The 13,400-nt window shown below is 52.1% G+C and carries 11 protein-coding genes; 3 read left to right on the top strand and 8 right to left on the bottom strand.

Features of this window, described 5'->3' with window-relative positions; translation table 11 throughout:
* Positions 1-17: 17 nt before the first annotated feature.
* The 3 genes from elaD (at position 18) to ACJHYR_RS19140 (ending at position 3,194) form a co-directional block, all read left to right on the top strand.
* Positions 18-1,226, top strand: coding sequence for a deubiquitinase ElaD (gene elaD / locus ACJHYR_RS19150; RefSeq protein WP_072837547.1), 1,209 nt, complete (start codon positions 18-20; stop codon positions 1,224-1,226).
* 390 nt (positions 1,227-1,616) lie between these two features.
* Positions 1,617-2,588, top strand: coding sequence for a M28 family metallopeptidase (locus ACJHYR_RS19145; RefSeq protein ID WP_059327917.1), 972 nt, complete (start codon positions 1,617-1,619; stop codon positions 2,586-2,588).
* A gap of 102 nt (positions 2,589-2,690) precedes the next feature.
* Positions 2,691-3,194: a YfbM family protein gene (locus ACJHYR_RS19140; RefSeq protein ID WP_001578701.1), complete on the top strand. Its 504-nt coding sequence runs from the start codon at positions 2,691-2,693 to the stop codon at positions 3,192-3,194.
* Between the two features lie 66 nt (positions 3,195-3,260).
* Here the strand turns inward: ACJHYR_RS19140 and nuoN are convergent, their stop codons facing one another.
* The 8 genes from nuoN to nuoG form a co-directional block, all read right to left on the bottom strand.
* Positions 3,261-4,718, bottom strand: a complete 1,458-nt coding sequence (nuoN, locus tag ACJHYR_RS19135; RefSeq protein WP_072837546.1) for an NADH-quinone oxidoreductase subunit NuoN — start codon at positions 4,716-4,718, stop codon at positions 3,261-3,263.
* A 6-nt stretch (positions 4,719-4,724) separates the two neighbouring features.
* Positions 4,725-6,254: an NADH-quinone oxidoreductase subunit M gene (nuoM, locus tag ACJHYR_RS19130; RefSeq protein ID WP_000926441.1), complete on the bottom strand. Its 1,530-nt coding sequence runs from the start codon at positions 6,252-6,254 to the stop codon at positions 4,725-4,727.
* A gap of 163 nt (positions 6,255-6,417) precedes the next feature.
* Entirely contained in the window at positions 6,418-8,259 is a 1,842-nt protein-coding gene (nuoL, locus tag ACJHYR_RS19125; RefSeq protein WP_072837545.1) for an NADH-quinone oxidoreductase subunit L, read from the bottom strand.
* Positions 8,256-8,558, bottom strand: a complete 303-nt coding sequence (nuoK, locus tag ACJHYR_RS19120) for an NADH-quinone oxidoreductase subunit NuoK (protein WP_000612644.1) — start codon at positions 8,556-8,558, stop codon at positions 8,256-8,258. Before nuoK ends, nuoL begins: the two co-directional genes overlap by 4 nt.
* Positions 8,555-9,109, bottom strand: coding sequence for an NADH-quinone oxidoreductase subunit J (gene nuoJ, locus ACJHYR_RS19115; protein WP_000393511.1), 555 nt, complete (start codon positions 9,107-9,109; stop codon positions 8,555-8,557). The genes nuoK and nuoJ overlap by 4 nt, the downstream gene beginning before the upstream one ends.
* An 11-nt stretch (positions 9,110-9,120) precedes the next feature.
* On the bottom strand, positions 9,121-9,663 hold the full coding sequence (gene nuoI, locus ACJHYR_RS19110) for an NADH-quinone oxidoreductase subunit NuoI (RefSeq protein WP_000172749.1): 543 nt from the start codon (positions 9,661-9,663) through the stop codon (positions 9,121-9,123).
* Positions 9,664-9,677: 14 nt separating this feature from the next.
* Positions 9,678-10,655 carry an NADH-quinone oxidoreductase subunit NuoH gene (gene nuoH, locus ACJHYR_RS19105; RefSeq protein ID WP_000118507.1) on the bottom strand — a complete coding sequence of 326 codons (978 nt, stop codon included), beginning with the start codon at positions 10,653-10,655 and terminating at the stop codon, positions 9,678-9,680.
* Positions 10,652-13,378 carry an NADH-quinone oxidoreductase subunit NuoG gene (nuoG, locus tag ACJHYR_RS19100; protein ID WP_001296257.1) on the bottom strand — a complete coding sequence of 909 codons (2,727 nt, stop codon included), beginning with the start codon at positions 13,376-13,378 and terminating at the stop codon, positions 10,652-10,654. Before nuoG ends, nuoH begins: the two co-directional genes overlap by 4 nt.
* Positions 13,379-13,400: the final 22 nt, after the last annotated feature.

Below are 13,400 nucleotides of genomic sequence, written 5' to 3'. Positions count from 1 at the left end.
ACTAAAAGGAGCCTATAATGGTTACAGTTGTCAGCAATTATTGTCAATTATCTCATACCCAACTCAGTCAGACATTTGCAGAAAAATTTACTGTGACCGATGAATTACTGCAGTCTTTAAAAAAAACAGCGTTATCAGGAGATGAAGAAAGCATTGAGTTACTGCATAACATTGCGTTAGGTTATGATGAATTTGGGAAAAAAGCTGAAGATATTCTTTACCATATTGTTAGAAACCCAACAAATGAGACCCTATCGATTATCCGACTTATTAAAAATGCCTGTTTAAAATTATATAATTTGGCACATACCGCAACCAAACACCCCCTCAAATCACATGATTCAGATGATCTCCTGTTCAAAAAACTATTCTCCCCTTCGAAATTAATGACAATTATCGGTGAGGACATTCCTCTTATATCAGAAAAACAGTCGCTTTCAAAGGTACTTTTAAATGATAAGAATAATGAACTGAGCGATGGGACAAACTTCTGGGATAAAAATCGTCAATTAACCACAGATGAAATAGCTTGCTATCTTAAAAAGATAGCCGCTAATGCAAAAAATACTCAAGTCAATTATCCTACTGATTTCTACCTCCCCAATTCCAACAGCACTTACCTGGAAATCGCTCTCAATGATAATATTAAGAGCGATCCATCATGGCCGAAAGAAGTCCAGTTATTCCCCATAAATACTGGCGGACACTGGATATTAGTTTCGCTACAAAAAATAGTTAATGAAAAAAATAACACACAACAAATAAAATGCGTCATATTCAACTCATTACGTGCACTAGGCCATGAAAAAGAAAATTCACTTAAGCGTATCATTAATAGTTTTAACTCTGAACTCATGGGAGAAATGTCGAATAATAATATAAAAGTTCATTTAACTGAACCCGAGATAATATTTTTACATGCCGATCTTCAGCAATATTTAAGCCAAAGTTGCGGTGCATTTGTGTGCATGGCAGCCCAGGAAGTGATTGAACAAAGGGAAAGTAATTCTGACAGCGCCCACTATACGTTATTAAAAAACTATGCTGACAGATTTAAAAAATATTCAGCAGAAGAGCAGTACGAAATTGATTTTCAACATCGACAGGTAAACAGAAATTGTTATTTAGATAAATATGGCGATGCAAATATCAATGATTATTATAGAGACTTGGAAATAAAACACTCACAACCCCAAAATAGAGCATCAGGCAAAAGAGTAAGTTAACATCATTGTTAGTCAATTCGACCAGTCAGCAAATATGCTGACTGATCGAACATAGTTTGCTAAAAAGTCATCACTGACCGATGTCAGTCACACCATCCGCCAGTTCAATCTACGGGTATTTCCAGCGTATCGCGGCACGCGATTGCTGGTCTGTTGATGTAGTGGATTGTAGTTGCTGACTTTTCTTACCCTCAGATTTCTGCCCCCTGTCAATTCAATCTGCCAATAAATAACATAATTATATTTTTTCCTCATATGAATTCCTTTTTAAAATAGCGAACCCACTGTAAAAAAATACTTTTTGTATATCTCTACCAACCGTAATAAAATAAACACTCACAACTCATTATAAATAATTATAAAATAACGCCTCTTATTGATAATTTACATATGAAAAAAATGACACCTCTTTATTTTATATCATTACTACTATCGCTTCCTTTTATTATTTTTTACCAACCTTGGGTCAATGCATTACCGCCAACGCCCCGACACGCAAGTCCTGAGCAATTAGAAAAAACAGTTCGTTATCTTACACAAACTGTACATCCACGTAGTGCCGACAATATTGATAATCTGAATAGGTCCGCAGAGTATATAAAAGAGGTCTTTGTCAGTAGCGGTGCCAGAGTTACCTCGCAGGACGTCCCCATTGCGGGTGGCCCCTACAAAAACATTGTTGCTGATTATGGTCCTGCCGATGGACCGCTGATTATTATTGGTGCGCACTATGACTCTGTCAGTAGTTATGAAAATGATCAATTGACCTATACGCCGGGCGCGGATGATAACGCCAGCGGCGTGGCAGGATTACTCGAACTGGCACGTTTGTTACAGCAGCAAGCACCGAAAACTGGCGTGCAGCTGGTCGCCTATGCGTCGGAAGAACCGCCCTTCTTTCGTAGCGATGAAATGGGGAGCGCGGTACATGCAGCTTCGCTTGAGCGTCCAGTGAGATTAATGATAGCGCTGGAGATGATTGGCTATTACGACTCTGCGCCTGGTAGTCAGGATTACCCTTACCCGGCAATGTCCTGGCTTTATCCCGATCGGGGAGACTTTATTGCCGTGGTCGGCAGAATGCAGGATATCAACGCCGTTCGTCAGGTAAAAGCGGCATTGTTGTCATCCCGGGATTTATCTGTTTATTCTATGAATGCCCCAGGGTTTATTCCCGGTATTGATTTCTCTGACCACCAGAATTATTGGCAACACGATATTCCCGCAGTAATGATTACTGACACCGCTTTTTATCGTAATAAACAATACCACTTGCCCGGTGATACCGCAGACAGATTGAATTATCAGAAAATGGCTCAGGTAGTGGATGGGGTTATAACTTTGTTATACAACAGTAAATAATAAAAATTTCTCGAGGCGAGTCCAGAAAAAGCGACATGTACATTTTATTTTCCCTCGTCTGTTTTAAGATGCAAAACATGAAATTCAACGGAGGAAAATAAAATGGGAATGATTGGCTATTTTGCAGAAATTGACTCAGAAAAGATTAACCAACTGCTTGAGTCTACTGAAAAACCCTTAATGGACAATATTCATGACACGCTTTCAGGATTACGCCGACTGGATATTGATAAACGCTGGGATTGTTTACATTTTGGCCTGACAGGCACCTCTGCTTTTGATCCCGCGAAGAATGATCCGCTGAGTCGTGCCGTGCTTGGTGAGCACAGCCTCGAAGATGGCATAGATGGCTTCCTGGGATTGACCTGGAATCAGGAGTTAGCCGCGACAATCGACCGACTGGAAGCTCTGGATCGAAGTGAGCTGCGTAAACAGTTTTCCATTAAACGACTCAATGAAATGGAGATTTACCCTGGTGTGACTTTTTCAGAAGAGTTAGAGGGGCAACTCTTTGCTTCGATCATGCTTGATATGGAAAAGCTGATTAGTGCGTATCGACGTATGCTGCGACAAGGGAATCATGCGCTGACGGTTATTGTTGGGTGATGGGGTCAGGGCACCAAAAAAAACCGCCGAACATGTCGGCGGCTTTCTGACTTACGAACTGACAGCTTACATCAGCGGCATGGCTAACCGCACAATGCTAATCAGCGGTTGTGGCCATACACCCAGCACCAGTACCAACAGTGCAGAGATCAGCACCACGATACCGCCCGCGCTGTACTGCCAGTTTGATGGTGCATCGCGACCCGGTTGTTCCGGGGCGTGAAGATACAGGCTCACCGCCACGCGCAGGTAGTAGTAGAGGCCGATTGCCGAACCGACAACCACGGCACCCACCAGCCACCACAGGTGTGCCTGGACACCGACCGCCAGCACGTAGAACTTACCGATAAAGCCCAGCGTCATCGGGATACCGGCCAGAGACAGCATCATCACCGTCATCACCGCCGCGAGGATCGGACGATGCCAGAACAGACCGCGGTAAGAGAACAGGGAATCAGCATCCGGGCCACGATACGGGCTGGACATCAGGCTGACCACGCCGAACGCGCCTAGGCTGCTGAACAGATAACCGGCCAGGTAAACCCCTACCGCTTCCATCGACATCTCGCCAGTTTGCAGCGCAATCAGCGCCACCAGCAGATAGCCGAGGTGAGAGATAGATGAGTAACCGAGCAGACGTTTGATATTGGTCTGGCTCAGCGCCATCAGGTTACCGAAGATGATAGAGGCAAAGGCGATAATCGCCAGCACCACGCGAATTGCTTCGCTGTCACCCACCGGTGCGTAGAGGAACAGACGCATCACCACACCGAAGATAGCGATTTTGCTCGCCGTCGCCAGGAAAGTGGAAACCGGCGCAGGCGCGCCCTGGTATACGTCTGGCGTCCACAGGTGGAACGGCACCAGAGAGAGTTTGAAGCCGAGGCCGACAATCATCAGGCCGAAACCTGCCAGCAACAGCGGCTCGTTGAGCATACCGTCGCCGAGGTTTTTACCCAGCGCGACAAACGACAGGTCGCCAGACTGCGCATACACCAGCGCCATACCGAACAGCAGGAAAGAAGACGCTGCGGCAGAGAGAATGGTGTATTTGATACTGGCTTCCAGCGAACGTTTCTGGCGGAAAGCGTAACCGACCAGGCCAAACAGCGGCAAAGAGATCAGTTCGATACCGAGGAACAAAGACGCCAGATGGTTGGCATTCGCCAGCAGGATCCCGCCCAAGGCGGCAATTAACACCAACAGGTAGAACTCGTCCTTGTTGTCGTTATAGCCTTCAAGCCACGGGTAGGCGAAAGTACAGGTGACGAGGCTCGCCAACAATACCAGCCCGGTGTAAAGCATGGCGAAACCATCAACGCGCATCAGTGGCGTAACGTCCATAGCGCCCGCCTGGCCGACAAACCAGAGCGAAACCAGCGCCGCGTTAAGCCCAATAACCGAGAGCGTAGCGTTGAGGAAATGATTGCGTCGCCACGCAATGGAGAGCATCACAACCACCACCGTCAAGCCGACGATCAGCAACGGTAGCAGTCCGATCAGGTTTTGTGGAGTTATTGTCATGGCGATTTACGGCCTTGTAGTAGTAACGGAATTAACAAACCACTGCTGGATATTGCCAATCGCGGAGTGCGAGGTATCCAGAATCGGCTGCGGATAGAAGCCCAGCAGTACCAGCAGCACCACCAGCAACAGGATCATAAACAGCTCACGCAGCGACATCCCTGGCAGTTCCTGGCTGGCAATCTGGCTTTTCGCTTTACCGAAGTAAGCGCGATGTAACATCGCCAGCGAATAAACAGAGGCAAAGACCAGCCCAAAGGTAGAGATAACGGTAATCACCGGGACAACCTGGAAGCTGCCGAACAGAATCATAAATTCGCCGACGAAGTTACCGGTGCCAGGCATCCCAAGCGTTGCCACCGCAAAGAACAGCGACAGTGCTGGCAGCCATTTCATCTTGCTCCACAGACCGCCCATCATGCGCATGTCGCGGGTATGGATACGTTCATAAAGCTGACCGCAGAGAATAAACAGACCCGCCGCTGACAAGCCGTGCGCAATCATCTGGATTACCGCGCCCTGGTAGGCCAACTGGCTACCAGTGTAGATAGCAATCAGCACGAAGCCCATGTGGGAAACCGAGGTGTAGGCGATCAGACGTTTGATATCGGTCTGGGCGAAGGCCATCCACGCACCGTAGAAGATGCCGATAACACCCAGCCACATAGCGATTGGCGCGAACTCTGCCGACGCGTTCGGGAACAGCGGTAGGGAGAAACGCAGCAGACCGTAAGCGGCGGTTTTCAGCAAGATCCCCGCGAGGTCAACGGAACCTGCGGTTGGAGCCTGTGAGTGCGCATCCGGCAGCCAGCCATGCAGCGGAACCACCGGCATTTTCACCGCAAACGCGATGAAGAAGCCCAGCATCAACAGATATTCCACACCACTGGACATTGGCGTATTCAGCAGCTCTTCATAGTTGAAGGTCCAGACGCCGGTCGCATTATAGTGAACAAAAACCAGCGCCAGGATGGCGATCAACATCACCAGACCACTCGCCTGGGTGTAAATGAAGAACTTGGTTGCCGCCGTGATACGCGTTTTACCGTCAGAGGCTTTATGCCCCCACAGTGCGATCAGGAAGTACATCGGCACCAGCATCATTTCCCAGAAGAAGAAGAACAGGAACATGTCGATGGCAAGGAACACGCCGATAACGCCGCCCAGGATCCACATCAGGTTGAGGTGGAAGAAGCCCTGGTATTTTTCGATCTCTTTCCACGAACAGAGTACCGCCAGCACACCGAGCAGACCGGTCAGCACGACCATCAGCAGCGATAGCCCGTCAATGGCGAGATGGATAGAGATACCAAAACGCGGGATCCACGGCATGTCGAATTCAGACTGCCACTGCGGAATTCCGGCGGATTGCGTCAGTGAATAACCGCCCTGCAACCACAGTTGCAGCGACAGCGCCAGCGTCAATCCCATGGTGATCAGCGCGATCCAGCGCGGCACCTTGACGCCAAAGCGTTCGGTCTGCCAGCACAGGAAGCCGCCGATAAAGGGAATTAATATTAGCCAGGGTAGTAACATGGCGATCTTTATTCCTTGTAAAAGTCCCGTCAGGACCGGATTTTCAACGAATTCTCACGACAGAAAATTCTCTTCGGACTGGGGGTAGTGTCGGATGCAACGCGAATGAGGCTTATCCGACCTACGTTCTTATATGCCCAGGGGCAATCCCACAATCCTTAACTCAACGCAGTACCATCAACAGTGCCAGCACCACGACCGCACCGATGCTCATGGATGCCACATACCAGCGCAGATAACCGTTCTCGCTTAACAGCAGACCTTTACCTGCAAAGCGGGAAAGGACAGCCGGGATGTTCATCATTGAGTTCAGCGGATCGCGTTTCAGCAACCAGGCAATACCCAGGAACGGCTTGACGAACACTTTGTCGTACAGCCAGTCAAAGCCCCAGGCGTTGTACCAACAGGTGCCCAGCAGACGGCCCGGCGCACTGTTGGCGATGGAGGTCACCAGAGTACGTTTACCCAGCCACAGCCAGGCTGCCAGCAGAATGCCGACCACCGCGACCACGCCAGAGGTAATTTCCAGGGTCAACATGCTGCCGTGCGCCAGCTCCGTCGTTTGCGGAAGCACGCCCTGCAGCGGCGGTACAATCAGTGCGCCAACGAAGGTGGAAAGGATCAGCAGCACAATCAGCGGCAGGCTGTGAGTTATCCCTTTCACGGCGTGAGCGTGAATTTGTTCTTTTCCGTGGAAGACGATGAAAATCATACGGAAGGTGTAGAGCGAGGTCATAAACGCACCGACCAGACCTGCCACCATCAGATTGATATGACCATTCGCCATCGCACCCGCGAGGATCTCATCCTTACTGAAGAAGCCCGCAGTGACCAGCGGCAGTGCCGACAGTGCTGCGCCACCCACCAGGAAGCAGAGATAAACCAGCGGAATAGATTTACGCAGACCGCCCATCTTGAAGATGTTCTGTTCGTGATGGCAGGCCAGAATGACGGAACCGGATGCCAGGAACAGCAGCGCTTTAAAGAATGCGTGAGTCATCAAGTGGAAAATCGCCGCATCCCATGCCTGCACGCCAAGCGCGAGGAACATGTAGCCAATCTGGCTCATGGTAGAGTAAGCGAGAACACGTTTGATGTCGGTCTGTACCAGCGCGGCAAAACCGGCCAGCAGCAGCGTAACCGCCCCAACAATGCCCACCAGATGCAGAACTTCCGGGGTCATCAGGAACAGGCCGTGGGTACGGGCGATCAGGTAGACACCCGCGGTTACCATCGTTGCGGCGTGGATCAGCGCGGAGACAGGCGTCGGGCCCGCCATCGCGTCGGCAAGCCATGTCTGCAACGGCAACTGCGCAGATTTACCGACCGCACCGCCCAGCAGCATCAGCGTCGCCCACATCAGCATGTTATTGCCGTCAGCAAAGTGCGCTGGTGCCAGTTCCACCATTTCGCGGAAGTTCAGGGTGCCCAGTTCGTTGTAAAGAATGAACAGCGCGAAAGCGAGGAACACGTCACCCACACGGGTCACGACGAACGCTTTCATTGCCGCTGCGCCATTCTTCGGATCGGTGTAATAGAAACCGATCAGCAGATAGGAGCACAGGCCCACGCCTTCCCAGCCGAGGTACATCAGCAGCAGGTTGTCGGCAAGCACCAGAACTACCATGCTGGCGATGAACAGGTTGGTGTAAGCGAAGAAGCGAGAGTAGCCCTCTTCACCGCGCATATACCAGGAGGCGTACATGTGAATAAGGAAACCCACACCAGTGACCACCGAGAGCATGGTCAGCGACAGGCCGTCCAGCACCAGGTTAAAACCGATGTTAAAGTCGCCTACCGACATCCACGTCCACAGCGGCTGGCTGTATGCCTGCTCACCGTTAGCGAAGAAGTCAACTCCGATAAAGGCAGTTACCAGCGCCGCCAGGCCCACAGAGCCAACGCCGACGATCGCCGAGACGTTTTCAGACCAGCGCCCACGGGAGAACGCCAGCAGGACAAAGCCAATCAATGGCAAAATAATGGTTAAGGCAAGCATGTTCATCCGCGCATCTCACTTACTGAATCGATGTTCAGGTTCTGGCGACGACGGTGAAGTTGCAGCAGCAGCGCAAGGCCGATACTCGCTTCTGCCGCCGCGAGGCTGATGGCGAGAATATACATCACCTGACCGTCGGTCTGGCCCCAGTAGCTTCCGGCGACCACAAAGGCCAGCGCAGAGGCGTTAATCATGATTTCCAGACCAATCAGCATAAACAGCAGATTGCGACGGATAACCAGACCAGTTAAGCCAAGAACGAATAAGATTGCCGCGAGGATCAGTCCATGTTGTAAGGGGATCATGCGTGCTCCTCCGTTTTTCTTTTCGCGCTGTCGTCTTTACGATTGCTCAGCACTTCACCCGCACGCTCTTCACGACCGACGTGGAAGGCCACAACCAGACCCGCGAGCAGCAGCATAGAAGCCAGTTCCACCGCCAGTACGTAAGGCCCGAACAGCGTAATACCCACTGCTTTAGCACTGATTGGCGTACCGTCGATACCTTGATCGTTAACACCGAGAATGGCGTAAACAATCACCACCAGCATGATGGCCGACAAAATCGCCGGACCAATCCACACCTGCGGTTTCAGCCACTGGCGTTCCTGTTCAATTTCTGAACCGCCCAGGTTGAGCATCATCACCACGAACACGAACAGCACCATAATGGCACCCGCGTAGACGATAATTTCCAGCGCACCGGCAAAGTAAGCGCCCAGTGAGAAGAACACCCCGGAAATCGCCAGCAGCGAAATAATCAGGTACAGCAGTGCGTGTACCGGATTGGTATGAGTGATCACTCGCAAGGTCGCAAGTATGGCTATCAGGCCACAGATATAAAAAGCGAACTCCATTGCCCCTCTCCTTACGGTAACAGGCTCTTGACGTCGATAGGCTTGGCTTCGTTCTCTGCTTCGCCCTTATCTTTGCCGTCGATTGCCATACCTGCCATCCGGTAGAAGTTATATTCCGGGTATTTGCCCGGACCGGAGATCAGCAGATCCTCTTTCTCGTAAACCAGATCCTGGCGCTTGTATTCCCCCATTTCGAAATCCGGGGTTAACTGAATCGCCGTGGTCGGACAGGCTTCTTCGCACAGACCACAGAAAATGCAGCGTGAGAAGTTGATGCGGAAAAATTCCGGATACCAGCGACCGTCTTTGGTTTCTGCTTTTTGCAGCGAGATACAACCGACCGGGCAGGCTACCGCGCAGAGGTTACAGGCTACGCAACGCTCTTCGCCGTCCGGGTCGCGGGTCAGAACGATACGACCACGATAACGGGGCGGCAGATAGACCGGCTCTTCCGGGTACATTCGCGTTTCGCGTTTGGCGAACGCGTGCAGGCCGATCATCCAGATACTACGAACCTGGGTGCCGAATCCTACTAACAATTCTTTTAAGGTCATGGTCTTATTGCCCCTTATTGCGCCTGCCAGAGAATGACAGCCGCCGTTACCAGCAAGTTGATCAGCGTCAGCGGCAGGCAGATTTTCCAGCCGAAGGACATTACCTGGTCATAACGCGGACGCGGTAACGACGCACGAATCAAAATGAACATCATCATAAAGAACGCGGTTTTCAGCGCGAACCAGATGAATGGCGGTAACAACGGGCCTTGCCAGCCACCGAAGAACAGCGTCACCATCAGTGCAGAGATGGTCACAATCCCGATGTATTCGCCCACGAAGAACAGACCGAACTTCATACCGGAATATTCAATGTGGTAACCATCCGCCAGTTCCTGCTCGGCTTCCGGCTGGTCAAACGGGTGACGGTGACAAACCGCCACGCCCGCGATGGCAAAGGTAATAAAACCAAAGAATTGCGGGATGACGTTCCACACATGCGCCTGGCTGTTGACGATGTCGGTCATGTTGAATGAACCGGCCTGCGCCACCACGCCCATCAGGGAAAGCCCGAGGAACACTTCGTAGCTCAGAGTCTGCGCAGAAGCACGCATCGCCCCCAGCAACGAGTATTTGTTGTTACTTGACCAGCCCGCAAACAGCACCGCGTAAACCGCCAGACCTGCCATCATCAGGAAGAACAAAATCCCGATGTTCAGGTCGGCAACCACCCAACCTGGGCTGACTGGCACAATCGCAAAGGCCAGCAGCAGCGAGGTAAAGGCAATCATCGGTGCCAGGGTAAAGATGACGCGATCCGAGAATTTCGGGATCCAGTCTTCTTTAAAGAACATCTTGATCATGTCCGCGACCAGCTGGAGCGAACCGCCCCAGCCAACACGGTTAGGTCCGTAACGGTTCTGGAACAGACCCAGCAGGCGACGTTCGCCAAAGCTCATGAATGCCCCACAGGTGACAACCACCAGCAGGATCACCACCGCTTTGAGGATGGTCAGCAGGATCTCAATCAGTTCCGGTGATATCCAACTCATTGTTGTGCCTCCTTGAGATCCTCAAGATGCGCGCCCGCCAGCACCGGAGCAATGCCGGACATACCCATCGGCAAGCCCACCTGCCCTGCCGTCAGCCCTTCGGCGATTTCAACCGGCAGCGTGACCGTGTTGCCATCGTAACTAAAGGAGACGCGTGTACCCGCGTTCACACCCAACTTCGCGGCATCCGCCGGGTTAAGTTTGATGTACGGCTGTGGCATACGGCTCTGGAAAACCGGAGCACGCTGTGACAATTCATCGCTGCCAAACAGGTGGTAGTACGGCGCGATACGCCATTTCCCGTCCTGCGGCTGGAAGCGTGCCGGTACGCTGGTGAAGTAATCAAGACCATTTTCGCTGGTTTCAAACAGACGCACGCCCGGATCGCCAAAGCGCAGTTTGCCGCCAACTTCGTCCTGGAATTTGTTCCACGCCTGCGGGGAGTTCCAGCCCGGAGCCCAGGCAAACGGCACTTGCGAACGGTGCGCGGTCGGCTGGTTGTTACCTTCCATCGAGAAGGTGAACATGGTGTCAATATCCTGCGGCTGACGCGGCTCATGAACGCTGATATTGGCGCGCATGGCGGTACGACCGCTGTAACGGTGCGGTTCACGGGCCAGTTTCTGACCACGAATACGGAATGTCGCATCCGGCGCAGCATCTTTGATACCCGCCAGTTCCGGGATTTTCGCCACAACAGCGTCAATCACATGGTCGAGCTGCGTCCAGTCCACTTCACGGCTCAGCAGGGTGCTGTGCAGCGAGTGTAACCAACGCCAGCTTTCCAGCATGACAGTTTTGCTGTCGTAATAAGCCGGATCGTAAACCTGGAAGAAACGTTGGGCGCGACCTTCATTATTAATTACCGTACCGTCGCTTTCAGCAAAGCTGGCGGCGGAAAGTACCAGATGGGCGTTTTCCATAATCGCTGTGCGTTGATGGTCAACCACCATCACCAGCGGCGCTTTCGCCAGCGCAGCATTCACGCGGGTAGCGGAAGCGTGACGATGCAGATCGTTTTCCAGCACCACCACCGCGTCGGCGCGTCCGGTTTCCAGTTCGGTTAACGCTTCTTCAAGCGATCCACCGCCCATAATGCCCAGCCCCATGCTGTTGACGGAACGGGCAATCATGGTGATACCGACGTCAGCGCCGCGACCTTTCAGGGCTTTTGCGACGTTAGCCGCCGCCTGAATCACTTCAGCGCTACCGGCGTTCGTCCCGGAGATAATCAACGGTTTCTTCGCCCCCGCCAGAGCCTGCACGATGACGTCGATTTTGCTTTGCAGCTCAGGTTCGATACCGTCAACCGCTGGTGCTGAGTTGTCCAGAGCATGGGCAATGGCAAAACCTAAACGCGCCTGATCTTCAACCGGTGCGCGGTAAGTCCACGCCGCGATATCATCCAGACGGGTGTCATCAACGTTGGTAACAAACAGCGGATGCTTAGCACGTTGACCGATGTTGAGGATTGCCGCAATCTGCCAGTCAGCCACTTTCTGTGCTGCCGCCATTTCGCGTGCTTTACCTTTCACCGCCTGACGAACTGCCAGCGCGACGCGCGCGCCGGTCTGGGTAACGTCTTCGCCCAGCACCAGTACCGCATCGTAAGATTCGATTTCGCGCAGTGCCGGCGTATAAATGCCGCCTTCACGCAGTACTTTCAGCGCCAGTTGCAGACGTTCCTGCTCACCGTGAGCGATACCGGTGTAGAAGTTTTCTTCGCCCACCAGCTCACGCAGCGCAAAGTTGCTTTCCACGCTGGCACGCGGAGAACCAATACCGATCACTTTCTTCGACTGACGCAGAATATCTGCTGCGCCCTGCATTGCCTGTTCGGCATTGAGGGTAATGAAATCATCGCCACGACGCTGTACTGGCTGACGCGGACGATCTTTCAGGTTGACGTAGCCGTAACCGAAACGACCACGGTCGCAGAGGAAGTAGTGGTTTACCGTACCGTTGTAACGGTTTTCGATACGACGCAGTTCGCCGTAACGCTCGCCGGGGCTGATGTTACAGCCGATGGAACATTGCTGGCAGATGCTCGGCGCAAACTGCATATCCCATTTACGGTTGTAACGCTCGGAGTGCGTTTTGTCGGTGAATACGCCGGTCGGGCAAATTTCGACCAGGTTACCGGAAAATTCGCTTTCCAGCGTGCCGTCTTCCGGGCGACCGAAGTAGACGTTGTCGTGCGCACCGTAAACGCCCAGATCCGTGCCGTCAGCGTAATCTTTGTAGTAACGCACGCAGCGGTAGCAGGCGATGCAGCGGTTCATTTCGTGAGAGATGAATGGCCCCAAATCCTGATTACGGTGGGTACGTTTGGTGAAACGGTAGCGACGGAAGCTGTGTCCGGTCATCACCGTCATATCCTGAAGATGGCAGTTACCGCCCTCTTCACATACCGGACAGTCGTGCGGGTGGTTGGTCATTAACCACTCGACCACGCTTTCACGGAACTGTTTCGCTTCTTCGTCGTCAATGGAAATAAAGGTGCCATCGGAAGCCGGTGTCATACAGGACATCACCAGGCGACCACGCGTGTCTTCCGCGTTTTGGTATTGCTTCACCGCACACTGGCGGCAAGCACCGACGCTTCCCAGCGCCGGATGCCAGCAAAAGTAAGGAATATCAAGGCCCAGAGACAGACAAGCTTCCAGCAGGTTGTCCGCTCCGTTGACCTCGTATTCTTTGCCGTCTACATGAATTGTAGCCATTAGCATGCTTCCAGTTTTCTCA

This window comes from Escherichia sp. WS1450, from assembly GCF_046487395.1.
GTDB classification, from domain to species: domain Bacteria; phylum Pseudomonadota; class Gammaproteobacteria; order Enterobacterales; family Enterobacteriaceae; genus Escherichia; species Escherichia coli.
The sequence above is the reverse complement of the archived record's forward strand: the minus strand, read 5'-3'. Positions and strand labels throughout refer to the sequence as shown.

What these genes read in the sequence shown, in the direction of transcription:
- ACJHYR_RS19140 (WP_001578701.1), top strand. Translation starts at nt 2,691, where the DNA reads ATGGGAATGATTGGCTATTTTGCAGAAATTGACTCAGAAAAGATTAAC.
- nuoN (WP_072837546.1), bottom strand. Translation starts at nt 4,718, where the DNA reads ATGACAATAACTCCACAAAACCTGATCGGACTGCTACCGTTGCTGATC.
- nuoL (WP_072837545.1), bottom strand. Translation starts at nt 8,259, where the DNA reads ATGAACATGCTTGCCTTAACCATTATTTTGCCATTGATTGGCTTTGTC.
- nuoJ (WP_000393511.1), bottom strand. Translation starts at nt 9,109, where the DNA reads ATGGAGTTCGCTTTTTATATCTGTGGCCTGATAGCCATACTTGCGACC.
- nuoH (WP_000118507.1), bottom strand. Translation starts at nt 10,655, where the DNA reads ATGAGTTGGATATCACCGGAACTGATTGAGATCCTGCTGACCATCCTC.
- elaD (WP_072837547.1), top strand. Translation starts at nt 18, where the DNA reads ATGGTTACAGTTGTCAGCAATTATTGTCAATTATCTCATACCCAACTC.
- ACJHYR_RS19145 (WP_059327917.1), top strand. Translation starts at nt 1,617, where the DNA reads ATGAAAAAAATGACACCTCTTTATTTTATATCATTACTACTATCGCTT.
- nuoG (WP_001296257.1), bottom strand. Translation starts at nt 13,378, where the DNA reads ATGGCTACAATTCATGTAGACGGCAAAGAATACGAGGTCAACGGAGCG.
- nuoI (WP_000172749.1), bottom strand. Translation starts at nt 9,663, where the DNA reads ATGACCTTAAAAGAATTGTTAGTAGGATTCGGCACCCAGGTTCGTAGT.
- nuoM (WP_000926441.1), bottom strand. Translation starts at nt 6,254, where the DNA reads ATGTTACTACCCTGGCTAATATTAATTCCCTTTATCGGCGGCTTCCTG.
- nuoK (WP_000612644.1), bottom strand. Translation starts at nt 8,558, where the DNA reads ATGATCCCCTTACAACATGGACTGATCCTCGCGGCAATCTTATTCGTT.